The sequence below is a fragment of the Pseudomonas sp. S1_G07 genome, from assembly GCF_054668565.1.
Window position 1 is genome coordinate 5,516,647 of the sequence record NZ_CP162778.1, and the last position, 23,689, is coordinate 5,540,335.

The window sequence follows — 23,689 nt, forward strand, 5'->3', positions numbered from 1 at the left end:
GCCAATCTCTACATGAGGGAAAACACATGAACGCAAAAGTCTGGCTGGTGGGCGCGGGTCCCGGCGACCCGGAGCTGTTGACCCTCAAGGCGGTTCGGGCGATGAACGAAGCCGAGGTGGTGTTGATCGATGATCTGGTCAACCCGGCCGTGCTGGAGCACTGCGTTGAGGCGCGGGTCATCACCGTGGGTAAACGCGGCGGCTGCCGCTCGACGCCACAAGACTTTATCCATCGCCTGATGCTGCGTTACGCGCGCCAGGGCAAGTGCGTGGTGCGGCTCAAGGGCGGTGACCCGTGCATTTTCGGGCGGGGTGGCGAGGAAGCCACATGGCTGCGTGAGCGCGGCGTCGAGGTAGAGTTGGTCAACGGCATCACCGCAGGGCTGGCGGGTGCGACCAATTGTGCCATCCCGCTGACCTTGCGCGGCGTCAGTCGCGGCGTAACCCTGGTCACCGCACACACCCAGGACGACAGTCGCCTGAATTGGCGCGCGCTGGCCGAAGGCGGGACAACATTGGTGGTGTATATGGGCGTGGCGAAACTGGAAGAGATACGCCAGCAGTTACTGGAAGGCGGGATGGCGGCGGACATGCCGGTAGCCATGATCGAAAATGCATCGCTGCCCCAGCAACGGGAGTGTCGCAGCGAGCTGTCACGGATGCATGAGGATGCGCGCGCATTCGCCTTGAAAAGTCCGGCGATCCTGGTGATCGGCAGCGTAGCCGCTACCGAACAGGCCGCCTACGTGGCATCGGCGGCCAGCGCCTGAGGTAAATTCCAGACGAAAAAAACCCGGCCGGAGCCGGGTTTTTTCTACATCTCAGTAATTACTGAGCGGTAGCTTCAACCGACGCTTCTACGCGACGGTTGATAGCGCGACCAGCTTCAGTTGCGTTGTCAGCAACTGGGCGGGACTCGCCGTAACCTACAGCAGTGATACGGCTAGGAGCTACGCCGTCTTTAACCAGGGCTTGCTTAACAGAGTCAGCACGACGCTGGGACAGCTTCTGGTTGTAAGCGTCTGGACCTACGGAGTCAGTGTGACCAGCAACTTCTACGTTGGTAGCTGGGTACTGAGCCATGAAGTCAGCCAGGTTTTTCACGTCGCTGTAGCTGTTAGGCTTAACAACGGACTTGTCGAAGTCGAACTTCACGTCCAGCTCAACACGAACAACCTGAGCAACTGGAGCTTCTGGCTCTGGAGTTGGCTCTGGAGCTGGTGCTGGGGTAGGAGCTGGAGCTGCTGCGCCAGCGTTACCGCCGAAGTTCACGCCCAGGCCAACCAGTGCGGAGTAGTCCCACTTGCCGTTGTCCAGACCGTAGTCAGCTTCAACACCGGCACGAGCGTACAGGTTGTTGGTGAAGTAGTACTTCACGCCGGTACCGACGGTAGCGAAAGTGGTCTGATCGCGACCGCTGTGGCCGTCAGCCAGCACATTGGTACGGCTCTGGTGGCCGAAACCGCCTTCTACGTATGGACGCAGGCTGTCTACGCCAGCTTGACCGAAGTGATACTGGGCAACGAGGCTGCCGGTATCGCCTTTGATCTTCTGGTTACCAGTACCGTCGTTCGAACGGGTGTGGTTGGTCTTGTCGTAGGACAGGTTCAAGGACAGGTCGTCGGTCAGGAAGTAACCGATGCGAGCGCCAGGATTGAAGCCGTCTTCGATGTGCTTGACGCTATCGTTGTACTGCTTCTTGTAGAACAGCTCGCCTTCAACTGCGCCTTGGCCTTGTGCCAGAACGCCGAAAGAAGTAGCGGCAATAAGAGAACCAATGGCCAAGCCCAAGGTGTTTTTCAGTTTCATCCGTTAAATCCCCATCTGGTGATTGTAAAGCAGTCCCACAAACCGGGGGACAACTCGGCGACAAGTCTAACAGAACTTGCCTACACGTAAGAGATATTTGCCACGCACTAAGTTTCAGTCTCGTCCGCAAATTTCTCACGTAATTTATCTAGAGCACGTTTGTAACGCATTTTTGTAGCACTCAAACCCATGTGCATGATGTCGGCGATTTCCTGAAATTCCAGCTCTGCGACAAATCGTAGCACCAGAATTTCGCGGTCAATCGGGTTCACATGCACCAACCAGCGATCAAGTCCGCCCTTTTCCTCGGGTGCCGGCGCCTTTTCTTCAGACGCTTCCTCAAGGGGGTCAAGACTCAAAGCGTCCATCAAGCGACGCTTTCGCCGTTCCTTCCTGTACTGCGTGATGCACTCGTTGTACGTGATGCTGTAGAGCCAGGTCTTGAACTTCGATTTACCCTCAAAGTTCTTAAGGCCATACAGCACCTTGAGCATCACTTCCTGACAGACATCATCCGCATCTCTATCGTTCCCTAAATACCTTGAACAAACGTTGAACAGAGTGCGTTGATATCTGCGCATCAATTCTTCGTACGCGCGAGTTACGTGAAACAGCTCCGTGTGTGCGCGCGCGACCAACTCCTCATCAGAGAGCTCACGGGGGTCATAGCGCGTGGACAGCGTTTGGGCTTTATTCAAAACAAGTCGTGCCGACAGTCAGGTCAATGTCCGCCACAACCCGGTGAGCCGGGTTCGCGGCGGCGTACATTAGCAGGGTTTGCCGGTTTAGCGGCTACTGACCTGCTGCTCCAGGAGAATCCGATTGGACAACGACACCAGGTCGCCATCATCGGTCAGCACCGTCGTCTTGACTGTGCCGATCTCCTCGATTTGCCCTTCGACCTCGCCCACACGCACCTGCTGCCCCACTTGATACAGCTCGCGCACATAGATTCCCGCAAGAATCTGGCCGGCAATTTCCCGGCTTCCCAAGCCCATGGCCAGCGCAACGGCCAGACCAACGGTAATCAAAACAATCACAATCACATGGTTGAGCAGGTCAGTCTTGACCTCCAACTGGCTGATCGCGACCGAAATACTGATGATGATCACCAGCCCCTGGGCAATTCGCCCCAGGCCAGCGGCATAGTCCAGTCCCACGCCTTCGGCCGCCCCGCGCACCAGACCATTGGCCAACTGCGCCAGCAAAACGCCTACCAGCAGCACCAGCGCGCCGCCGAACACTTTCGGCAAATACAGCGCCAGCATGTCGAGCGTAGCTGAAACTCGCTCAAGTCCAAGGGATTGAGCCGCAGAAACCAGGAAAATCAGCAAAACGAACCAATAAACGATCTTGCCGATCAACGTGGAGATCGGTACTTGCAGCCCGGCACGCCCCAGCAGCTTGGTCAGGCCGGTGCCCGCCATCAGGCGGTCAAGACCCAGTTTGGCGAGCAATTTGGACAGCAGGGTGTCAAGCAGCTTGGCCACGACAAAGCCCAGCAGCACAAGGACCAGGGCACCAAACAGGTTGGGAATGAAATTCGCCACCTTGGTCCACAATGCGGTCATCGCGGTGACCAGGCTCTGGGTCCAGAGATCAAGTTCCATATTCAATCAGCCTTATCAGCAGTGCGAGCAAGAGGTTTACGACGGGAAACCGGTGATACGTGGGCCGAACCATTGTTCAGGGCCATCATCAACGCCGGCAGCCAGCGGCCGAGCAGACCGAACAGATCACCCGCTCCAACCTGACGGTTGGCGGTTTTCAACACGCGGCCCAGGCAGGCATCGTCGTCGCGGTTGGACGGCGAGGCATTGAGCATGTCACGCAAAGACTGTTCGAACGGATCGTGCATAAAAGACCTCTCGCAAGTGAATTAAAAGACGAGGGTAAAATTCGTCGGGTCACATGAGACCCTTCCTACGTTCAGGTCATATTCAGCTCAAACCCAGCGTAATCGTCGAAATAGCCACCATTGTCCGAGTGCCACCGTCACCATCAACAGGCATGCGACCAGGAATCCATAAGGGCTGCCCGAGAAAGGAATCCCGCCCACATTTATGCCCAGCAGGCCGGTCAGAAAACTCATCGGCAGGAAGATCCCGGTGATGATCCCGAAGCGATACATGGTGCGGTTCATGCGTACGCTCAAACGCCGGTCTTCGGCCTCCAGCACAAGCCCCACGCGCTCCCGAGTCAACTCAAGCTCTTCCAGGTAGCGGGTCAGGCTGTTGTTCAATTCGTTCCAGTAGTCGGCATCGTCATCACAAAACCACGACAATTTTATCCGCGTGAGCTGGGCAAAAATATCCCGTTGCGGAGCCAGGAATCGCTTGAGCCCGGCCGCTCGCCGACGGATCTGCAAAACGCTGCCATGTTCCGGGGTGTACCGTTCGTCGGTATCGAGTTTTTCTTCTTCGCTATCGACGATTTCTGACAAATCCGTGACCAGATCCTGCACTTTGTTGGTGAGGTACTGCGCCAAATACAGGATGAGTTCCGATGCGGTTTTCGGCCCTTTGCCATCCGCCAGTTGCACCAACAGTTCATCGGTGGCGCGCAGCGGGCGCAAACGCAGGGAAATCACACGGCTGGCGGCGGCAAAAATGCGCACCGAGACCATGTCTTCCGGCTCGGCGCCTGGGTTGAGGTTGACCCCGCGCAGGAACAGCAGCAGCTCGGAATCCGGCAGCGGCAACAGACGCGGCCGGGTATTCTCCTCCAGCAGCAGGTCGCAGGCGAACTCCGTCAAGCCACTGGATCTGCGCAGCCAGGTCTGGGTTTGGGGATGGCTGCGATCCCAGTGCAGCCACAGGCTTTCCTGGGGCTGCAGCTGCAAATCGTCGAGCTCGGTCCGGGCAATCGAACGCGCACCGCCTTTACCGTCCAGCACCAGGGCATGCACCAGGCCCCATTGCGCGTTTTCTTCCTCGAACATCCTTACCCCTGTCGGCTATTGCGGTTTATTCAGGCATTTTCAGCGGGCTGGGCGACACGATCACGCCGTTATTGTCGGCATAGATGTATTCCCCCGGACGGAACGTCACGCCGGCAAACGTGACCACTACGTTCAGATCGCCAATGCCGCGCTTGTCGGTCTTCATTGGGTGGCTGGCCAAGGCTTGCACCCCCAGGTCGGTCTGGGCGATGACATCGACATCACGGATGCAACCGTAGATCACCAGCCCTTCCCAACCGTTTTTCGCGGCTTTCTCGGCGATCATGTCGCCCAGCAATGCGCGGCGCAGGGACCCGCCACCGTCCACTACCAGCACCTTGCCGGTGCCCGGCTGGTCGGCTTGCTCCTTGACCAGGGAGTTATCTTCGAAGCACTTGATGGTGACAATCTCGCCGCCAAAGGAGTCTCGGCCGCCGAAATTACTGAACATAGGCTCGAGCACCTGCACCAGCTCCGGGTAGGCGTCGCAAAGGTCGGGGGTCACGTAATGATTCATCGAAAAATTCCTTTCGGTCAAAGAAGTGTCTTTCAAGGAAGTACCGGTCGCAGCGGGTGCGAAACATCCCATTCGCCAGGCTGCAACGCAATAGCCACTGCGCGACTGAATATGACCAGAAGCGCCGGGCGCGTCATATCTTAGCCGCAACCTCGCTGGAACGAAACGCCCATGGTAGAGCGCTCCGTCAAACTGTGGCGAATGCCTCGGCCGGAGCGCCGACCAAAGGTGTAAGCGGGTCTTTCAACCATTGCGCCACCAGCGGCCATACTTCGGCCTGCGCGGCTTTGCTGATCAGCATCTCCACATGCCCGAAATCCCCGCTGAAGCCCTGCCCACGCCCCAGGCACAGGTACTGGCGATGCACGGAACCGACTTGTTCGAACAGCTTGCGGCAGGCCCAGTCCGGATCCTGCCGGTCGCCTGCGGCACTCACCGCAAGCAGCGGCACATCGACATCCGCCAGGCCTTTCCACCAATCCCGCTTCCCTTCGCCAAAGCGGCCGAACAGGCCGTTCCAACGCATGGCTTCGATCAGTAAGCCCGCCGGTTCATCCTCCGGGCCGCGCTTGAACCGCGCGCCAGACACCTCGCCAAGGCGCTTCAAGAACAATCGGCCGGCCCACTCCACGGGCGGGATTTTCAACGGCCAGTGGGTGCGGCTGACCTGACAGCCAAACAGCGCAACCGACGCCACTGCCGGCGCGCCGAGATGTTGCCCGCCAAGGGCCGCCGCCAGGGTAGTCGCCCCGAGAGAATGGCCGATCCAATGCGGAATCTGCGTGCTTTGCTCACGCACAAACGCGCCGATAGCCGGCAAATCGTAGCGGGCGTAATCGGCGACGCGATTCCTGGCGTAGCCATGGTTGCGCTTGGACAGGCCATGCCCACGCATTTCCGGGATCCACACATCAAACCCCTGTCGCGCCAGGTAGGCGCCCAGGCCAACACCCTTGGGCGAGTACCAAAAACGCCGATTGGAAAAACTGCCGTGCAACAAAATAACGGGAATGCCCCGGTTTTCCGGGACATCGGCCAACCCCAACCGGGTCACCGCCAGCTCGACGGTACCGTCGGGGCTGTTGCCGGGTTTGAGCCGATACACATCTTCACTCAGGTCGCCACGACGTTCAGCACTGATCAGGGCGACGGGAAACAGATTGCTGCTGCTTTGCATAATGCTCTTGCACAAAAAAGGGCGGCGTCCGCAAGGATTCCCGCCCTGTAAAGATAAGAATGCCGGCCACCCTCGACGGGTGACCGGCACTTTTGACGTAGCAACCTCAGGCGGACGCTTGGCCTTCGGCCAGGAAGAACCAGGTTTCCAGCACGGAGTCGGGGTTCAGCGAGACGCTTTCGATACCCTGCTCCATCAGCCACTTGGCCAGGTCAGGGTGGTCGGAAGGACCTTGGCCACAGATACCGATGTACTTGCCGGCCTTGTTACAGGCCTGGATGGCGTTGGCCAGCAGCTTCTTGACCGCCGGGTTACGCTCATCGAACAAGTGCGCGATGATCCCGGAGTCACGGTCCAGGCCCAGGGTCAGCTGGGTCAAGTCGTTGGAGCCGATGGAGAAACCATCGAAGAATTCCAGGAACTCTTCGGCCAGGATCGCGTTGGATGGCAGCTCGCACATCATGATCACGCGCAGGCCGTTTTCGCCACGGGACAGGCCGTTTTCGGCCAGCAGGTCCACCACCTGGCTCGCTTCGCCCAGGGTGCGCACGAACGGCACCATGATTTCGACGTTGGTCAGGCCCATCTCGTTGCGCACGCGCTTGAGGGCACGGCATTCGAGTTCAAAGCAGTCACGGAACGCTTCGCTGATGTAACGCGAGGCACCCCGGAAGCCCAGCATCGGGTTTTCTTCTTCCGGCTCGTAGAGCTTGCCGCCGATCAGGTTGGCGTATTCGTTGGACTTGAAGTCCGACAGACGCACGATAACCTTTTTCGGATAGAACGCCGCCGCCAGGGTACTGATGCCTTCCACCAGCTTCTCGACGTAGAAACCCACCGGATCGTTGTAGCCGGCGATGCGCTTGTCGACGCTGTCCTTGATGTCCGGCGGCAGGCCGTCATAGTTCAACAGGGCTTTGGGGTGCACACCGATCATGCGGTTGATGATGAACTCCAGGCGGGCCAGGCCCACACCGGCGTTTGGCAACTGCGCGAAGTCAAAGGCGCGGTCCGGGTTGCCGACGTTCATCATGATCTTGAACGGCAGGTCCGGCATGGCGTCGATGGAGTTCTGCTTGATGTCGAAGCCCAGCTCACCTTCGAAGATGAAGCCGGTATCGCCTTCGGCACAGGAAACAGTCACGCCCTGGCCGTCCTTGAGCAGTTGGGTGGCGTTGCCGCAACCCACGACCGCGGGAATGCCCAGCTCGCGAGCGATGATCGCCGCGTGGCAGGTACGCCCGCCACGGTTGGTGACGATGGCGCTGGCGCGCTTCATCACCGGCTCCCAGTCCGGGTCGGTCATGTCGGAGACCAGCACGTCGCCTGGCTGGACTTTGTCCATTTCGGACACGTCCTTGATGATCCGCACCTTGCCGGCGCCGATGCGCTGGCCGATGGCACGGCCTTCCACCAGCACGGTGCCGGTTTCTTTCAGCAGGTAGCGTTCCATGACGTTGGCCGAGGTACGGCTTTTCACGGTCTCGGGGCGAGCCTGCACGATATACAGCTTGCCGTCGTCACCGTCCTTGGCCCACTCGATGTCCATCGGGCACTGGTAGTGCTTTTCGATGATCATCGCTTGCTTGGCCAGTTCGCTGACTTCGGCGTCGGTCAGGCAGAAGCGCGCGCGCTCGGCCTTGTCGACTTCAACGGTTTTTACCGAGCGACCGGCCTTGGCCTCGTCGCCGTAGATCATCTTGATGGCCTTGCTGCCCAGGTTACGGCGCAAAATGGCCGGGCGACCTGCTTCGAGGGTGCCCTTGTGTACGTAGAATTCGTCCGGGTTGACCGCGCCTTGTACGACGGTTTCGCCCAGGCCGTAGGCGCCGGTAATAAAGACCACGTCACGGAAGCCGGATTCGGTGTCCAGGGTGAACATCACGCCGGCGGTGCCGGTTTCCGAACGCACCATGCGCTGCACACCGGCAGACAGGGCCACCAGCTTGTGATCGAAACCCTGGTGCACGCGGTAGGAAATCGCGCGGTCGTTGAACAGCGAGGCAAACACTTCCTTCGCCGCGCGGATCACGTTTTCCACGCCGCGGATGTTCAGGAAGGTCTCTTGCTGGCCGGCGAAGGAGGCGTCGGGCAAGTCTTCGGCGGTGGCCGAGGAACGCACGGCAACGGCCATGTCCGGGTTGCCGGCCGACAGGATGGCGAAGGCGGTGCGGATTTCTTCGTTGAGCTTCTCGGGGAACTCGGCTTCCATGATCCACTGGCGGATCTGGGCGCCGGTCTTGGCCAGGGCGTTGACGTCATCGACATCCAGGGCGTCCAGCGCGGCGTGGATCTGAGCATTGAGGCCGCTCAGTTCGAGGAAATCACGGTAAGCCTGGGCGGTGGTGGCGAAACCACCCGGCACTGACACACCGGCGCCCGCAAGATTACTGATCATCTCGCCGAGGGATGCGTTCTTGCCCCCCACATGCTCTACATCATGGACGCCGAGCTTATCGAGGGAAACTACGTACTCTACCAAGGTGATCTCTCCACTAACTGTGTTGGAAAAGCTCAGGACGCCGGCTGCTCAGTAGGAGCGAATACCTGCGTTTGTGGCCTGGACCTGGAAAATAAGTGAGAATGCGGCCCACTGTGGGGCAGCAAAATCGCGCCTATCATATCCAAGATTCGTCATCAGCTTAAGGCCCAGGGCTCAAATGAAACGATCTGCTTTCTTTATCTCCGATGGCACCGGCATCACAGCCGAAACATTGGGCCAAAGCCTGCTCGCGCAGTTCGAAAACGTTACCTTCGCCAAATTCACGCGACCCTACATCGACAACGTGGATAAAGCGCGGGCCATGGTACAACAAATCAATCTGGCCGCTGAAAAAGACGGCTTTCGCCCGATCATTTTCGACACCATCGTCAATCAAGACATTCGTGAGATTCTCGCGACTTCGAATGGTTTCATGATCGACATCTTCTCGACCTTCCTGGCGCCGCTGGAGCAGGAGTTGAGTGAACACTCCTCCTATTCGGTCGGAAAGTCCCATTCCATCGGGCATAACTCCAACTATATGGAGCGTATCGAGGCGGTGAATTTCGCCCTCGACAACGACGATGGCGCCCGCACGCACTACTACGACAAGGCCGACCTGATTCTGGTCGGCGTATCGCGCTGCGGCAAAACGCCCACCTGCCTGTACATGGCCATGCAATTCGGCATCCGCGCGGCCAACTACCCGCTGACCGAAGACGACATGGAGCACCTGACGCTGCCAGCGGCCCTGCGCGCCCACTCGCACAAGCTCTTCGGCCTGACCATCGACCCGGACCGCCTCACCGCTATCCGCAACGAGCGCAAGCCCAACAGCCGCTATTCCAGCTATGCCCAGTGCGAGTTCGAAGTGCGCGAAGTAGAAAATCTGTTCCGTCGCGAGAACATTGCGCATATCAATTCCACGCATTTTTCGGTGGAAGAGATTTCGGCGAAGATTCTGGTGGAGAAAGGTGTGGAGCGCAGGTTCAAGTGAAGCAACTGCAAGCCTCAAGCTATAAGCTGCAAGCTAAAGCCGCTCGGCTCTTGTCTTGCAGCTTGCGGCTTATAGCTGGAATCTGCCTCCCCCCTGCCCCAACGCCGTCGCCAGCGCATCAAACCCCGCCCGCAACAACTGATCATCTCCCGACGTATTACAGATACTCGCGCGAATAAACTGCGGCACGGCCGTCTGCCCCACGGCAAACGCCTCGGCGGTGGCGATCAGGTAGTTATTCTGCTTGAGCTCAGCCTCGATCTCCGAGGCGCGCCAGGGCTCGGGGACCTCGATCCAGAAATGCGGGCTGTTGAGGTGGGTGCGGTATTGCAAGCCGGCCAACAGATCCTGCACCAGGGCCTTGCGTCGGCTGATTTCATTGATCTGCTGGCGCAGCAGGTACTCCGCCGTACCGTTTTCGATCCACTGGGTGGCCAGTTCCAACGTCACCGGGGTGGCCATCCAGCAAGTCGAGCGCAAGGCGGCCGAGATACGGCTGACCAACGCCGGTGGCGCATGCACATACCCCACACGCAAACCGGCGGACACCGCCTTGCTCAGGCTGCTGATCAAAATCGTACGCTCGGGAGCGAAATAGCTGAGGGGCGGCGGACGATCCTCCACCAGCACGCCGTGGGCTTCGTCCTCGAGAATCAACAGGTTGTGTTCGCGGCACACCCGCACCAGCGCTTCGCGCCTGGCCACCGACAACACTGCCGTGGTGGGGTTCTGGATCGTCGGCGTGCAGTACAACGCCGAAATCCGGTGGTTACGACACACTTCATCCAACGCGCCCGGCAGCACGCCCTCTTCGTCCATCTCCAGACCGATCAGGCGTATGCCGAGCATGCGCGCAGCGGTGATCAGGCCGGGGTACGTCAGTTGCTCGGTGACGACCGTGTCACCGGCGCGCAGCAGCGCCATCATGGCGCAGAGCAGGCCGTGCTGGCCGCCATTGACGCAGATGACTTGCTCGGGAATCGGATGAAAGTCGCGCTGCACCAACCACTGCGCGCCCGCGTCGCGGTAACGCGGCAGCCCGGCATCCGGGGTGTAGGCGCTGATGTCCTGGAGAAACTTGGCGTTGGTCGACAGGGTCTGGAAGCTCTGCGCCAGAAAGGCCGTCTCCTGCCCAGGGATATGCATGTTGCGGCTCATATCGAAGTATTGGCGCGGCTCCTCGCTGACGTTACGAAAGCCTTCATCACGCTGGCGCTCCATCCCACGCTTGCGCACGAAAGTACCGTCACCGACTCGCGCCACCACCAGCCCCAGGCGCTCCAACTCGCCGTAGGCCCGGCTGATGGTGCCGATGGTGACACCCAAATTGTCGGAAAGCACCCGATGGGGGGGCAGTTTTCGTCCCGGTTCAATCAAGCCTTCGAGGATGCCCCGCTCCATCACATCGGACAGGCGCTTGTACTTCACGCCCTGACCGCTGGACAAGCCCTCCCGCATAATTGACACCATGTCAATATTTGTTTTGACAGCCATCTTTCGCCCTAATAGTGTGCTTTTACGGGTTCAATCGCCGATTCTAACAACTCATTACAAGTTCAATATAGAGTTCAATTCCGGCTCAGGGAAGCAATAAACGATGCCAATGTCAGCCGTTCTCGAAAACACCACCAAAACCAAAACCCAAAAACAGTGGCTGGCCGGCCTGGTCACCAGCGTGATGTTCCTGATCGTGTGCCTGAGCTGGGGGACGACTTGGCTGGGGATCAAGATCGCGGTGGAGAGCGTGCCCCCTCTGACGTCCGCCGGCCTGCGCTTCCTGATCGCCTTCCCGCTGTTCCTGTGCTTTGCCATGGTGCGCCGCGAACCGATCCTGTTTCCCCGCGAAAGCCGCTGGTTCTTCGTATTCGTGACGCTGTCCTACTTCAGCGTGCCTTACTACCTGCTCAACTACGGCGAGATGCATGTCTCGTCCGGCCTTACCGCCCTGCTGTTCAGTTGCATGCCGGTGTTCATCCTGATCTTCTCCGCGTTGTTCCTGCGCGAACGCATCTATTTTTCCCAGGTGGTCGGTATCGGTATCGGTTTCGGCAGCCTGTACATGATCATCAAGAGCCAGGGCCTGCACCTGGACCACGCCGAATTCTTCGGGGTACTGGCCATTCTGAGCGCCGCGATCATGCATGCCTTGTGCTATGTCATTACCAAGCAAAAAGGCAGCGCCATCAGCGTGATCACCTATAACACCCTGCCCATCGGCATCGCCGGGCTGATGCTGTTCGTGGCCGGCCTGTGGTTCGAGAGCCCCGCCTTCGAAAACATCACCCTGCGTTCCTGGAGCGCGCTGTTCTACCTCGGGCTGGTGGCCTCGGTGGGCGGGTTCATCGTGTACTTCATGCTGCTCAAGCGCTTGAGCCCGATCATCCTGTCGTTCGTGTTCATCATCTTTCCGGTGTTCGCGGTCATCATCGGCGCCTGGTACGAAGGCGTGGCGATTTCCCGCGACCTGATGCTGTACTCGGCCATCCTGTTGGCCGGCTTCGCTATCACCAAGCTGCCCATTGAAAAACTCCTGGCCAAGAAAAATTGACCCTCCATCAACGCGAGAGAAACATGGACGTCCTCCGCCCCACCGCCCTGGAACAGATCTACGCCCACGCCAGCCGCAGCTACCCCGAGGAATGCTGTGGCTTCGTCTTCGCCGACGGCAGCGTGTACCTGGGCCGCAATATCCAGAATGAGCTGCACCGCAAGAACCCCGAGATGTACCCGCGTAGCGCGGCCAATGGCTACACCTTCTCGGTGGCCGATACGCTGCTGCTGAACAAGGCGTTTCGCAGCGACAACCCGGTGGTGGTGATCTACCACTCCCACCCGGATGTCGGCGCCTATTTCAGCGATGAAGACCAGGACAAGGCCCTGTTCATGGGCGAACCCATCTACCCGGTGAGCTACCTGGTGGTCGACGTTCGCCAGGGCCAGCCCCTGGGCGCCAAGCTGTTTGCCTGGGACGGCAAGCATTTCGCCCTTAAACCTTTCAACGACCTGAACACGGAGTTGTCCATGAACGCTGTCTCTTTCCCCGACATTCTGGTCCGCGTGGCCATGCTGCCGGAATCGACCCTCAAGGGCACCGGATCGACATTGCGCGAAGTCATTGAAAACCTCTGCGACAGCCACCCGCAGTTGCGTTCACACCTGTTTAACGAGAAGAACCATCAGCTCAAGGACCACTTCCTGTTCACCGCCAAGGAAGAGCTGATCGGCGCGGATGACCCCTTGCCGGAAAAAGCCGAAATCGAAGTGCTGCTTGCCACCTCCGGCGGCATGGACGTCGAGGCCCTGAGCAATGAAGAAGTGCAACGCTATGTGCGCCATATCACCCTGCCCGGCGTCGGTCGCGAAGGCCAACTGAACCTGAAGAAAGCCAAGGTACTGATCATCGGTACCGGCGGCCTGGGCTCGCCTATCAGCCTGTACCTGGCCGCGGCGGGCGTCGGCACCCTGGGGCTGGTGGATTTCGATGTGGTGGAAAGCAGCAACCTGCAACGCCAGGTCGTCCATGGCAACAGCACCCTGGGCATGCCCAAGGTCGAGTCCGCCAAGCAGCGCCTGCAGGACCTCAACCGGCATATCCAGATCAACACCCACGACACCGCCCTGAATGCCGACAACGCCCTGGAACTGGTGGGCGCCTACGACCTGATCATCGATGGCACCGACAATTTCGACACCCGCTACCAGGTCAATGATGCCTGCGTACAGCTGGGCAAACCCCTGGTGTACGGCGCCATCTACCGCTTCGACGGGCAGATCAGCGTGCTCAACTATAAAGGTGGGCCCTGCTACCGCTGCCTGTTCCCCAGCGCACCGCCCACCGAACTGGCACCCAATTGCAGCGCCGGCGGGGTGATCGGCGTACTGCCGGGCGTGGTCGGAATGATCCAGGCCACTGAGGCCATCAAGTTGCTGATCGGCATTGGCGAGCCATTGTCCGGCCGCCTGATGCGCTTCGATGCGCTGGCGATGAAATTCAGCGAGATCCGTTTCAAGCGCCGCGCCGACTGCCCCTGCTGTTCGGAACTGCGCCAGAGCCACACCCTGGCGCCGGCCGCGTGCGCCGATGCCGTGCCCCGCCAACCGGTCCTGGCCGAAGAGCGCTATATCAAGCCACGGCTGCTCAAGCAGGTGCTCGAACACCCCAGCAGCGCCGATGTATTGCTCGACGTGCGCGACGCCAGCGAGCTGGAAGTGTGCAAATTACCAGGCGTGGTGCATATCCCCCTGGCCGAGCTCGGCGGGCAACTCGAGCGCCTCAGCCGCGACAATACCCATTACCTGATCTGCTATGCCGGCACTCGCGCCGAGCAAGCGGCCAGCACCCTGCTGGCGGCTGGCTTTGCCAATACAAAAGTCCTGCAGGGCGGCATGAAGCACTGGGTCCGCGACGTCGAACCCGACATGCCTTTGTACTGACCACCGCCATGGGCTCTTACCTGATGTTGCATAACTCTATTCTCGACGCCATTGGCCACACGCCAATCGTGCGCATGGCGCAGTTTTCCGAAGACCTCGGCATCGAGGTCTACGCCAAGCTCGAATCTCTCAACCCCGGCGGCAGCCACAAGGCGCGCATCGCCCTGGGCATGATTCTCGACGCCGAACGGCGCGGCGTGCTGATCCGTGATTCCGGGCAAACCATCATCGAACCCAGCGGCGGCAACACCGGCATCGGCCTGGTGATGGCCGGCAATGTGCTGGGCTACAAGGTGGTGCTGGTGATCCCCGACAACTACAGCCCCGAAAAGCAAAAACTGCTGCGCCTGTACGGGGCCAAGGTGGTGCTGTCGGACAGCCGCCTGGGCAACAACTCCCACGGCGAAAAATGCATGGAGCTGCAGCTGGAAAATCCCAGCTACGTGATGCTCAACCAGCAACGCAACGGCGCCAACCCGCAGACCCACCGCGACACCACGGCGCGGGAGATCGTCCGCGCCTTTGGTGACCGCCATGTGGACTATTTTGTCAGTGGTATCGGCACCGGCGGGCATATCACCGGCATCGGCGAAACCCTCAAAGCCACCTGGCCGGCCGTGCGCGTGATGGGTGTGGAACCGGAGGAGTGCGACCTGCTGAAAAACCAGCACGCGCCACACCATATCCAGGGCCTGTCGATTGGCCTGATCCCGAGCATTCTCAACCTGAATGTGATCGACGGCATGCTCAAGGTCTCGCGCCAGGAATGCATCGACATGATCAAACGGATCATGCGTACCGACGCCATCAGCCTGGGCCTGTCTTCCGCCGCCAACATGGTGGCCATCGCCAGGCTCGCCCCCGAACTGCCGCCAGAAACGGTGGTGTTGACCATGGTCTACGACAATGCCGACAGCTACCTGCCCGATTTCGAATAACGGGTTTTCCAACCAGCCAGAATGCGGGGGTGCCTCCATGGGCGGCTTTATCGACATGCAACAATTGCACGATGAGTTGCTCACCCACCTCATCAAGACCCTGACACCGGTGCAAATGAAGCAGTTGGAACCGCACCTGGCGCCACTGGTCCAGAACGCTGCCCAGGCCGTGGCCGAGGACCTGATCGCCTATGCCTACCGCGACCCGGCATCCCGCGGGCGGGGTGAACTGATCCTGGAGTCCTATGCCTCGTTCAAGGCGGTGCTGTACTACCGGCTCGCCCACCTGGTGTGGCATTTCCCCGACCAGCCCAATGGCGTGTTTTCACGTATCGCCCTCAAGCTCAGCAACCAGGGCAAGGTGCTGTCCGGCGCCGAGATTCACCCGGCGGCGCGGATTGGTCGCCGCTTTGTACTCGACCATGGCTACGGCACGGTGATCGGTGAAACCTGCGAGATCGGCAACGACTGCTACATCCTTTGCGGCGTGACCCTAGGCGCCCGCGGCATCGCCAACAACCCCGACGGCAAGCGCCACCCGCGCCTGGGCAACAACGTCGAGGTCGGCGCCGGTGCCCGCGTGCTGGGCTATGTGCTGATCGGCGACAACGTGTTTATCAGCCCGTCCTGCGTGATCACCCAGGACGTGCCGGCCGGCACCAAGGTCAAGGTGGTGAACCAGATCCAGTTGCAGAAAAACGATGAATCGGACCACAGCAATTACCTCGGCGCTTTTGCCCTGGATGAGCGCTTGCATGTGGTCGGCGAAATCAGCGCCAGCCATAAGGTCACGGTGCTGGATGCCGACTTTCACCCTTTGCAGGGGCTGATGCTGGAACCCACGGTGAAGGAACGTCATCACCTGCAGTTTCGTCTGCGTCGTGTCGACGCGGGTGACCACCTGCCGCGCCTGCCGCTGAACCTGAAGGTCTGCGGCCCCGAATTTGAAATCACCCTGCTCTCGCCCCCTGGCTTGAGTGCCATGGTGCGCCACCTGCTGCAAGCCAGCCCACTGATCGTCGGAGGTTGAACATGTCCGTGCATACCATGGAAACCCTGGCGCTGTTTGACAGCGCGCCCTACCAGAATGCGTTCAGCGCGCGCGTGATTGCCGTGAGCGAACAGGGTATCGCCCTGGAGCACACGCTGTTCTATCCCACCGGTGGCGGGCAGCCGGGCGACACCGGTCACTTCACCTTGCAGGACGGCACGCAGGTCGACGTTGTGGGCACCGTGCGCGATCCGGTGCTGCGCTCGATCATCTGGCACCAGGTGGAACACCTCCCCGAGCAGTTGACCGCCGGGGTGCAGGTGGATGCCAGCCTCGATTGGGAGCGGCGCTATCAGCACATGAAGATGCACACCTGCCTGCACCTGCTGTGCTCGATCATCGATGCGCCGGTAACCGGCTGCAGCATCAGTGCCGACAAGGGACGCCTGGATTTCGACCTGCCGGAAATGACCCTCGACAAAGACAGCATCACCCGCGACCTCAATGCCTTGATTCAACAGGCCCACTCGGTGAAAACCCTGTCGATGGCCGCCACGGAATACGCCACCCTGCTGCAGATCACGCGCACCCAGGCGGTAGCGCCCCCGGTGATCCAGGGTGCGGTCAGGGTGATAGAGATTGCCGGGGTGGATATCCAGCCGTGCGGCGGCACCCATGTGATCAACACCGAAGAAATCGGCCGGGTGTTCTGCGAGAAGATCGAGAAGAAGAGCAAGCACAACCGCCGGGTGATTGTGCGGTTTGAGTGAAGATCGCGCGCAACAGCGTCGATGCGCGAGCAAGCTGCTCCTGCATCGACCCGTTTTCTTACCCTTCGGCGTTACGCCGCCTGGTCTCCGAGTTGCTTGGTCAATTGCACTATTTGCTGTTGAAGCCCGGAAACAACGCTCTCGAATTGAGCCACCAACTGATTGAGCTGAGCGTGCAGCTGTTCATTTTCACGCTGAAGATCTTCGATGGTACGAGATGCCTGAGACGTTGGCGCATCAGTCGATGGCGTCGTCTCATCGTCGCTCCTCGCTTGCTCGGTCGACGCATCATTATTCGCTGCGACACTGCTGGCGTTATCTGTGTCTGAGTCCGCCGAAGGCGTCTGGTTCTGCCCGCTTGCTGAACCACTCAATTGGCTGTTCAAAGCGCTTATCTGTTCCTGAAGCTGAGCGACAATAGTGTTGAACTGGGTTTGCAGTCGCTTAATCGTCTCACCCAGTTGGTCATTTTCCGCAGTCAACTGCTCAAGGTTACGCGGTGCACCAGCGTCGGGCGCGGGTGTATCTGCCTGGGGTGTATCTGCCTCAGGTGTATCTGCCTCGGGTGGGCTGACTTCAGGCGGCGCGCTAGGCTGCTGTGCCGACGAATAGCTATTCACGCCTTGATCCGGCGACTCAGCGTCTGTTCCAGAATTTTGCTTAGCGTTGACCTGTTCGGTTAGCTTTTCAACCTGTTGTTTAAGCTCCTGCAATATCGGCGTGAACTTGCTCACCAACTGCTGAATTTTTTCGCGCAACTGGTCGTTTTGACGAGAGAGATGCGCAAGCTGGTCGGACTCTGTGCTCTGTGTAGACGACGAGTTGACCAATCCTCTATGCGCTGAAAACTGTCCGCGCTGCTGCGGGGTCATTGGCGGGCGCGGAGGTGTCGAATCGTCCTGGGGGTAAGTATTGCCAGGTGCTTGAGCACCCTCTTGGTTACGAATGGCTGCGGAATTGCTCGACACTTCATGGTTTGACGAGTAGGGCGCCGGCGGTCGGTAGTTTACGCTGGTCATAGAGGACACTCTCACTTCAGATATGTAATTCACAGGTAGTGCGTATCAGATGCCCTCAAACAGCAGGACATCTGAATACCTGATTGGCACCTGTACGAACACGGTTCCGACGGTGCAGGACATATCGTTTACAACGTGTGTCAGTGTAGAACAGTCGTACAGCGCCCCCTCTCGTGGCGATGCTTCATACTCCCCATAAATCCACAAACCGATTCACCGGCGTGGCCTCAAGCCGTGCCTGATCCTTGCACAGTGCAAAAATCTCGGCGCTGCGCTGCGCAGTAAACCGCGTGGCGAGGTTGGCCTTGAACTTGTCTTCCAGCAACGCAATACCGTCCGCCCGACGACGGCGATGGCCGATCGGATATTCCACCGCCACCTGCTCGGTACACGTGCCATCCGTGAAGAACACCTGCACCGCGTTGGCGATGGAGCGTTTGTCGGCTTCCAGGTATTCGCGGCTGTAGCGCGGGTCTTCGACGATAACCATCTTGTCCCGCAACTGATCGATGATGGGATGCGCGGCGTGGAAGTCATCTTCGTACTGCTCGGCCACCAGGTTGCCGAAGGCCAGGGGAACAGCGGTCATGTATTGCAGGCAATGGTCGCGGTCGGCGGCGTTGGCCAACGGGCCGACCTTGGAAATGATACGAATCGCCGATTCATGGGTGGTGATCACGATACGGTCGATCTGGTGCAGGCGGTCCTTGATCTGCGGATGCAAGGTCACCGCCGCTTCGCAGGCGGTTTGGGCGTGGAACTCGGCAGGAAAGCTGATCTTGAACAGCACATTTTCCATCACGTACGTGCCGTAAGGCTGGGGCAGGCTGAACGTGCGTTTGTCATCGGGCTTGAGGGCCAGGTCCTTGTTGGTGTGGCTGAACAGCACGTCGTAGAAGCCCCATTGCGGCGCACTGAGCACACCGGGGATGCCCATCTCGCCCCGCATCGCGATATCCGCCAGGCGTACACCACGACTCGACGCATCCCCCGCAGCCCAGGACTTACGCGACCCGGCGTTCGGCGCATGACGATAAGTGCGCAGCGCCTGGCCATCGACAAAGGCGTGCGACAGCGCCGACAGCATCTGCTCGCGGTTGGCGCCCATCAGCTTGGCGGTAACGGCCGTGGAGGCAACTTTCACCAGCAGCACATGGTCGAGGCCGACGCGATTGAAGGCGTTTTCCAATGCAATCACACCCTGGATTTCATGGGCCATGATCATCGCTTCCAGCACCGCGCGCACGGTCAGCGGCGCGTCGCCATTGGCCAGGCGTTTTTGCGAGAGGTGATCGGCCACCGCGATGATACCGCCGAGGTTATCCGAGGGATGGCCCCATTCGGCGGCAAGCCAGGTGTCGTTGTAGTCGAGCCAGCGCACGATGCAGCCGATGTCCCACGCGGCCTTGACCGGATCCAGCCGGAATGAGGTGCCCGGCACCCGCGCGCCAAACGGCACCACGGTGCCTTCGACGATCGGTCCCAGGTGCTTGGTGCATTCGGGAAAACGCAGCGCCAGCAGGCCGCAACCGAGGGTGTCCATCAGGCAGTTGCGGGCGGTGTCCAGGGCGACCTCGGACTCGATCCGGTAACTGAGAACATAGTCGGCGATGTCCTGCAGGACCGGGTCGTAGTCCGGGCGATTGTTCTGGTCGACGTTGGTGCTCATGGCGGTTCTCCAAAGTGGGTGGGGTCAGTCCTCAGGCTTACGGTTACTGGAGGCAGATCTTGGATGCCTGCCTTGGAATAGAGATCCCTTGTGGGAGGGCATGGGCCTTAGAACGCGTCGCCGGGCACGCGCACGAAGCCTTCCATCAACACCCGCGCACTGCGGCTCATGATGGCTTTCTTCACCACCCATTCACCGTTCACTTGGGTGGCCTCGGCACCGACACGCAAGGTGCCGGACGGATGCCCGAAGCGCACCGCGTTACGTTCCACGCCTCCCGCCGCGAGGTTGACCAAGGTCCCGGAAATCGCCGCCGCCGTACCAATTGCCACCGCTGCGGTGCCCATCATCGCGTGATGCAATTTGCCCATGGACAGCGCGCGCACCAACAGGTCCACATCGCCGGCCTTGATCGCCTTGCCGCTGGACGCCACGTAGTCCGCCGGAGGGGCCACGAACGCCACCTTCGGCGTGTGCTGGCGCTGCGCCGCTTCGTCCAGATGCTTGATCAGCCCCATGCGCAACGCGCCGTAAGATCGCACGGTCTCGAACATGGCCAGGGCTTTCGGGTCGCTGTTGATCGCGCCCTGCAGCTCGGTGCCGGTGTAGCCAAGGTCTTGGGCGTTGATAAAAATCGTCGGGATCCCCGCGTTGATCAACGTCGCTTTGAAGGTGCCCACCCCTGGCACTTCCAGGTCATCGACCAGGTTACCGGTGGGGAACATCGAACCACCGGCGCCCTCTTCTTCGGCCGCCGGGTCCATGAATTCCAACTGCACTTCGGCGGCCGGGAAGGTCACGCCATCGAGTTCGAAGTCGCCGGTTTCCTGCACCGCACCGTCGGTGATGGGCACGTGGGCGATGATGGTCTTGCCGATGTTGGCCTGCCAGACGCGCACCACGGCCACGCCGTTGTGCGGGATGCGGGCCGGGTCGACCAGGCCGGCGCTGATGGCAAACGCCCCCACCGCCGCCGACAGGTTGCCGCAGTTGCCGCTCCAGTCGACAAACGGCTTGTCGATGGAAACCTGGCCAAACAGGTAGTCCACGTCATGCTCGGCGCGGGCGCTTTTGGCCAGGATCACGGTCTTGCTGGTGCTCGACGTGGCGCCGCCCATGCCATCAATCTGCTTGTCGTAGGGATCGGGGCTGCCGATCACTCGCAGCAACAGGGCATCGCGCGCCGCGCCCGGGACCTGGGCCGATGCCGGCAGGTCCTGGAGGCTGAAAAATACGCCCTTGCTGGTGCCGCCCCGCATGTAGGTGGCGGGGATCTTGATTTGCGCTACGTGTGCCATGTTCATCCTCTTCAGGCGGTCGCCGCCGATTCCAGGAAATCCTGGGCAAAACGTTGCAACACGCCGCCCGCCTCGTAGATCGACACTTCTTCGGCGGTGTCCAGGCGGCAGGTCACCGGCACTTCGACACGTTCGCCATTCCTGCGGTTGATCACCAGGGTCAACTGCGCGCGCGGGGTGCGCTCGCCGATCACGTCATAGGTTTCGCTGCCATCGATATGCAAGGTGTGGCGATCGGTGCCCGGCAAGAACTCCAGCGGCAACACGCCCATGCCCACCAGGTTGGTGCGGTGGATGCGCTCGAAGCCTTCGGCGGCAATCGCTTCCACACCGGCCAGGCGCACGCCCTTGGCCGCCCAATCGCGGGACGAGCCCTGGCCGTAGTCGGCGCCGGCGATGATGATCAGCGGCTGCTTGCGCTCCATGTAGGTTTCGATGGCCTCCCACATGCGCGTGACCTTGCCTTCCGGCTCGATCCGGGCCAGGGAGCCCTGCTTGACCTTGCCGTTTTCAACCACCATTTCGTTGAACAGTTTCGGGTTGGCGAACGTCGCGCGCTGCGCGGTCAGGTGGTCGCCCCGGTGGGTTGCGTAAGAATTGAAGTCGACTTCCGGCAGGCCCATTTTCGCCAGGTATTCGCCGGCAGCGCTGTCGAGCATGATCGCGTTGGACGGCGACAAATGGTCGGTGGTGATGTTGTCCGGCAGCACCGCCAGCGGGCGCATGCCCTTGAGCGGCCGCGCGCCGGCCAGGGCGCCTTCCCAGTATGGCGGGCGGCGAATATAGGTGCTTTGCGGGCGCCAGTCGTACAGCGGCGTGACTTTGGGGCCGGTGTCTTCGTGAATGGCGAACATCGGGATATACACCGCGCGGAACTGTTCCGGCTTGACCGACGCCTTGACCACCGCGTCGATTTCTTCGTCGCTCGGCCAGAGGTCTTTCAGGCGGATTTCCTTGCCGTTGGCGTCGAGGCCCAGTACGTCCTTCTCGATGTCGAAACGGATGGTGCCGGCAATCGCATAGGCCACCACCAGCGGTGGCGAGGCCAGGAACGCTTGCTTGGCGTACGGGTGAATACGCCCGTCGAAGTTGCGGTTGCCCGACAGCACGGCGGTGGCGTACAGGTCGCGGTCGATGATCTCTTGCTGGATCACCGGGTCGAGCGCGCCGGACATGCCGTTGCAGGTGGTGCAGGCGAAGGCCACCACGCCGAAACCGAGTTTTTCCAGTTCGTGCCCAAGGCCGGCTTCTTCAAGGTACATGGCCACGGTTTTCGAGCCGGGTGCCAAGGACGATTTGACCCACGGCTTGCGTTTGAGCCCCAGCTTGTTGGCATTGCGCGCCAAGAGCCCTGCGGCAATCACGTTGCGCGGGTTGCTGGTGTTGGTGCAACTGGTGATGGCGGCGATGATCACCGCGCCGTCGGGCATTTGCCCCGGTACTTCATCCCACTTGCCGGAGATGCCTTTGGCGGCGAGGTCGCTGGTGGCGACACGGGCGTGCGGGTTGCTCGGGCCGGCCATGTTGCGCACGACGCTGGACAGGTCGAAGGTGAGGCCGCGCTCGTATTGCGCGCCTTTGAGGTCGTCGGCCCACAGGCCGGTCTGGCGGGCGTATTGCTCGACCAGGGCGACTTGCTCGTCTTCACGGCCGGTGAGTTTCAGGTAGGCGATGGTCTGCGGGTCGATATAGAACATCGCCGCCGTGGCGCCATATTCCGGGGCCATGTTGGAGATGGTCGCGCGGTCGCCCAGGGTCAGTGCCGACGCGCCTTCGCCGAAGAACTCCAGCCACGCGCCGACGACTTTTTGTTGACGCAGGAACTCGGTCAGCGCCAGCACCATGTCGGTGGCGGTGATCCCCGGTTGCAGCTTGCCCGTCAGCTCGACGCCGACGCTTTCCGGCAGGCGCATCCACGAGGCACGGCCGAGCATCACGCTCTCGGCTTCCAGGCCGCCGACGCCAATGGCGATCACGCCCAGGGCATCCACATGAGGGGTGTGGCTGTCGGTGCCGACGCAGGTGTCCGGGAAGGCCACGCCGTCACGCACCTGGATCACCGGAGACATTTTCTCCAGGTTGATCTGGTGCATGATGCCGTTGCCCGGCGGGATCACGTCGACGTTCTTGAAGGCTTTTTTGGTCCACTCGATAAAGTGGAAGCGGTCTTCGTTACGACGGTCTTCGATAGCGCGGTTTTTCTCGAAGGCCTGCGGATCGAAACCACCGGCTTCGACGGCCAGGGAGTGGTCGACGATCAGTTGGGTCGGCACCACCGGGTTGACCTGGGCCGGGTCGCCGCCTTGCAGGGCAATGGCATCGCGCAGGCCGGCGAGGTCGACCAGCGCGGTCTGGCCAAGGATGTCGTGGCATACCACGCGCGCCGGAAACCACGGGAAGTCGAGGTCGCGCTTGCGTTCGATCAGCTGGCTCAGGGACGCATTGAGCGTGGCCGGGTCGCAACGGCGCACCAGGTTCTCGGCAAGCACGCGGGAGGTGTAGGGCAAGGTAGCGTAGGCGCCGGGGGTGATCGCCTCGACAGCCGCGCGGGCGTCGAAGTAATCCAGGCGGCTGCCGGGGAGCGGTTTGCGAAATTCAGTGTTCATCGTCAGGACTCGGTCACGGTGATTACAAAAGGAAAATCCGA

General features: G+C 60.5%; 20 protein-coding genes. 7 read left to right on the forward strand and 13 right to left on the reverse strand.

The window, feature by feature from the left end; genetic code table 11:
* The first annotated feature begins 26 nt into the window (after positions 1-26).
* The gene (gene cobA, locus AB4O05_RS25085) at positions 27-770 is read left to right on the forward strand and encodes a uroporphyrinogen-III C-methyltransferase (protein ID WP_460134749.1); all 744 of its coding nucleotides are present in this window, start codon (positions 27-29) and stop codon (positions 768-770) included.
* Between the two features lie 58 nt (positions 771-828).
* Here cobA and AB4O05_RS25090 read toward each other — a convergent pair whose 3' ends face one another.
* The 8 genes from AB4O05_RS25090 to ppsA all read right to left on the reverse strand — a co-directional run bounded on the left by AB4O05_RS25090 (position 829) and on the right by ppsA (position 8,926).
* Positions 829-1,809 (reverse strand): OmpA family protein, encoded by a 981-nt coding sequence (locus AB4O05_RS25090; RefSeq protein ID WP_460134748.1) that lies wholly within the window; start codon positions 1,807-1,809, stop codon positions 829-831.
* Positions 1,810-1,916: 107 nt separating this feature from the next.
* Positions 1,917-2,507 carry an RNA polymerase sigma factor SigX gene (gene sigX / locus AB4O05_RS25095; protein WP_153872683.1) on the reverse strand — a complete coding sequence of 197 codons (591 nt, stop codon included), beginning with the start codon at positions 2,505-2,507 and terminating at the stop codon, positions 1,917-1,919.
* Positions 2,508-2,594: 87 nt separating this feature from the next.
* Positions 2,595-3,419, reverse strand: coding sequence for a mechanosensitive ion channel family protein (locus tag AB4O05_RS25100; RefSeq protein WP_003175519.1), 825 nt, complete (start codon positions 3,417-3,419; stop codon positions 2,595-2,597).
* Between the two features lie 2 nt (positions 3,420-3,421).
* Complete coding sequence (locus AB4O05_RS25105) at positions 3,422-3,667, reverse strand: hypothetical protein (RefSeq protein ID WP_005790375.1); 246 nt, start codon at positions 3,665-3,667, stop codon at positions 3,422-3,424.
* A gap of 87 nt (positions 3,668-3,754) precedes the next feature.
* The gene (locus tag AB4O05_RS25110) at positions 3,755-4,750 is read right to left on the reverse strand and encodes a zinc transporter ZntB (protein WP_460134747.1); all 996 of its coding nucleotides are present in this window, start codon (positions 4,748-4,750) and stop codon (positions 3,755-3,757) included.
* 25 nt (positions 4,751-4,775) lie between these two features.
* Positions 4,776-5,267 carry a ribonuclease E activity regulator RraA gene (gene rraA, locus AB4O05_RS25115; RefSeq protein WP_460134746.1) on the reverse strand — a complete coding sequence of 164 codons (492 nt, stop codon included), beginning with the start codon at positions 5,265-5,267 and terminating at the stop codon, positions 4,776-4,778.
* A gap of 187 nt (positions 5,268-5,454) precedes the next feature.
* Positions 5,455-6,444, reverse strand: coding sequence for an alpha/beta fold hydrolase (locus tag AB4O05_RS25120; RefSeq protein ID WP_460134745.1), 990 nt, complete (start codon positions 6,442-6,444; stop codon positions 5,455-5,457).
* Between the two features lie 106 nt (positions 6,445-6,550).
* Positions 6,551-8,926: a phosphoenolpyruvate synthase gene (gene ppsA / locus AB4O05_RS25125; protein ID WP_460134744.1), complete on the reverse strand. Its 2,376-nt coding sequence runs from the start codon at positions 8,924-8,926 to the stop codon at positions 6,551-6,553.
* Between the two features lie 178 nt (positions 8,927-9,104).
* On the opposite strand from ppsA, the gene ppsR reads away from it, so the two are divergent.
* Positions 9,105-9,923 (forward strand): posphoenolpyruvate synthetase regulatory kinase/phosphorylase PpsR, encoded by an 819-nt coding sequence (gene ppsR, locus AB4O05_RS25130; protein ID WP_460134743.1) that lies wholly within the window; start codon positions 9,105-9,107, stop codon positions 9,921-9,923.
* 69 nt (positions 9,924-9,992) lie between these two features.
* Here the strand turns inward: ppsR and AB4O05_RS25135 are convergent, their stop codons facing one another.
* The gene (locus AB4O05_RS25135) at positions 9,993-11,417 is read right to left on the reverse strand and encodes an aminotransferase-like domain-containing protein (protein WP_460134742.1); all 1,425 of its coding nucleotides are present in this window, start codon (positions 11,415-11,417) and stop codon (positions 9,993-9,995) included.
* A gap of 160 nt (positions 11,418-11,577) precedes the next feature.
* Here AB4O05_RS25135 and AB4O05_RS25140 point away from each other — a divergent pair, with 160 nt between their 5' ends.
* Genes AB4O05_RS25140 through AB4O05_RS25160 form a run of 5 tightly spaced genes read left to right on the forward strand, consistent with a single transcriptional unit; the run spans position 11,578 to position 17,056 of the window.
* The gene (locus tag AB4O05_RS25140; RefSeq protein ID WP_460137750.1) at positions 11,578-12,471 is read left to right on the forward strand and encodes a DMT family transporter; all 894 of its coding nucleotides are present in this window, start codon (positions 11,578-11,580) and stop codon (positions 12,469-12,471) included.
* 23 nt (positions 12,472-12,494) lie between these two features.
* Positions 12,495-14,357, forward strand: a complete 1,863-nt coding sequence (gene moeB / locus AB4O05_RS25145) for a molybdopterin-synthase adenylyltransferase MoeB (RefSeq protein WP_460134741.1) — start codon at positions 12,495-12,497, stop codon at positions 14,355-14,357.
* Positions 14,358-14,380: 23 nt separating this feature from the next.
* Entirely contained in the window at positions 14,381-15,295 is a 915-nt protein-coding gene (locus AB4O05_RS25150) for a PLP-dependent cysteine synthase family protein (RefSeq protein ID WP_460134740.1), read from the forward strand.
* A 37-nt stretch (positions 15,296-15,332) separates the two neighbouring features.
* Positions 15,333-16,325, forward strand: a complete 993-nt coding sequence (locus AB4O05_RS25155; RefSeq protein ID WP_460137749.1) for a serine O-acetyltransferase — start codon at positions 15,333-15,335, stop codon at positions 16,323-16,325.
* A 2-nt stretch (positions 16,326-16,327) separates the two neighbouring features.
* Positions 16,328-17,056 carry an alanyl-tRNA editing protein gene (locus AB4O05_RS25160; RefSeq protein ID WP_460134739.1) on the forward strand — a complete coding sequence of 243 codons (729 nt, stop codon included), beginning with the start codon at positions 16,328-16,330 and terminating at the stop codon, positions 17,054-17,056.
* A gap of 71 nt (positions 17,057-17,127) precedes the next feature.
* Here the strand turns inward: AB4O05_RS25160 and AB4O05_RS25165 are convergent, their stop codons facing one another.
* From AB4O05_RS25165 to acnD, 4 genes are all read right to left on the reverse strand, one after another.
* Positions 17,128-18,075 carry a hypothetical protein gene (locus AB4O05_RS25165; RefSeq protein WP_460134738.1) on the reverse strand — a complete coding sequence of 316 codons (948 nt, stop codon included), beginning with the start codon at positions 18,073-18,075 and terminating at the stop codon, positions 17,128-17,130.
* A gap of 184 nt (positions 18,076-18,259) precedes the next feature.
* Complete coding sequence (gene prpD / locus AB4O05_RS25170; RefSeq protein ID WP_460134737.1) at positions 18,260-19,744, reverse strand: 2-methylcitrate dehydratase; 1,485 nt, start codon at positions 19,742-19,744, stop codon at positions 18,260-18,262.
* Positions 19,745-19,851: 107 nt separating this feature from the next.
* Complete coding sequence (gene prpF / locus AB4O05_RS25175; protein WP_460134736.1) at positions 19,852-21,042, reverse strand: 2-methylaconitate cis-trans isomerase PrpF; 1,191 nt, start codon at positions 21,040-21,042, stop codon at positions 19,852-19,854.
* A gap of 11 nt (positions 21,043-21,053) precedes the next feature.
* Entirely contained in the window at positions 21,054-23,648 is a 2,595-nt protein-coding gene (acnD, locus tag AB4O05_RS25180; protein ID WP_460134735.1) for a Fe/S-dependent 2-methylisocitrate dehydratase AcnD, read from the reverse strand.
* Between the last annotated feature and the right edge of the window lie 41 nt (positions 23,649-23,689).

Coding starts and splice junctions, on each gene's coding strand:
- cobA (WP_460134749.1), top strand. CDS start 27: ATGAACGCAAAAGTCTGGCTGGTGGGCGCGGGTCCCGGCGACCCGGAG.
- AB4O05_RS25090 (WP_460134748.1), bottom strand. CDS start 1,809: ATGAAACTGAAAAACACCTTGGGCTTGGCCATTGGTTCTCTTATTGCC.
- AB4O05_RS25100 (WP_003175519.1), bottom strand. CDS start 3,419: ATGGAACTTGATCTCTGGACCCAGAGCCTGGTCACCGCGATGACCGCA.
- AB4O05_RS25105 (WP_005790375.1), bottom strand. CDS start 3,667: ATGCACGATCCGTTCGAACAGTCTTTGCGTGACATGCTCAATGCCTCG.
- AB4O05_RS25110 (WP_460134747.1), bottom strand. CDS start 4,750: ATGTTCGAGGAAGAAAACGCGCAATGGGGCCTGGTGCATGCCCTGGTG.
- rraA (WP_460134746.1), bottom strand. CDS start 5,267: ATGAATCATTACGTGACCCCCGACCTTTGCGACGCCTACCCGGAGCTG.
- AB4O05_RS25120 (WP_460134745.1), bottom strand. CDS start 6,444: ATGCAAAGCAGCAGCAATCTGTTTCCCGTCGCCCTGATCAGTGCTGAA.
- ppsR (WP_460134743.1), top strand. CDS start 9,105: ATGAAACGATCTGCTTTCTTTATCTCCGATGGCACCGGCATCACAGCC.
- AB4O05_RS25135 (WP_460134742.1), bottom strand. CDS start 11,417: ATGGCTGTCAAAACAAATATTGACATGGTGTCAATTATGCGGGAGGGC.
- moeB (WP_460134741.1), top strand. CDS start 12,495: ATGGACGTCCTCCGCCCCACCGCCCTGGAACAGATCTACGCCCACGCC.
- AB4O05_RS25150 (WP_460134740.1), top strand. CDS start 14,381: ATGTTGCATAACTCTATTCTCGACGCCATTGGCCACACGCCAATCGTG.
- AB4O05_RS25155 (WP_460137749.1), top strand. CDS start 15,333: ATGGGCGGCTTTATCGACATGCAACAATTGCACGATGAGTTGCTCACC.
- AB4O05_RS25160 (WP_460134739.1), top strand. CDS start 16,328: ATGTCCGTGCATACCATGGAAACCCTGGCGCTGTTTGACAGCGCGCCC.
- AB4O05_RS25165 (WP_460134738.1), bottom strand. CDS start 18,075: ATGACCAGCGTAAACTACCGACCGCCGGCGCCCTACTCGTCAAACCAT.
- prpD (WP_460134737.1), bottom strand. CDS start 19,744: ATGAGCACCAACGTCGACCAGAACAATCGCCCGGACTACGACCCGGTC.
- prpF (WP_460134736.1), bottom strand. CDS start 21,042: ATGGCACACGTAGCGCAAATCAAGATCCCCGCCACCTACATGCGGGGC.
- acnD (WP_460134735.1), bottom strand. CDS start 23,648: ATGAACACTGAATTTCGCAAACCGCTCCCCGGCAGCCGCCTGGATTAC.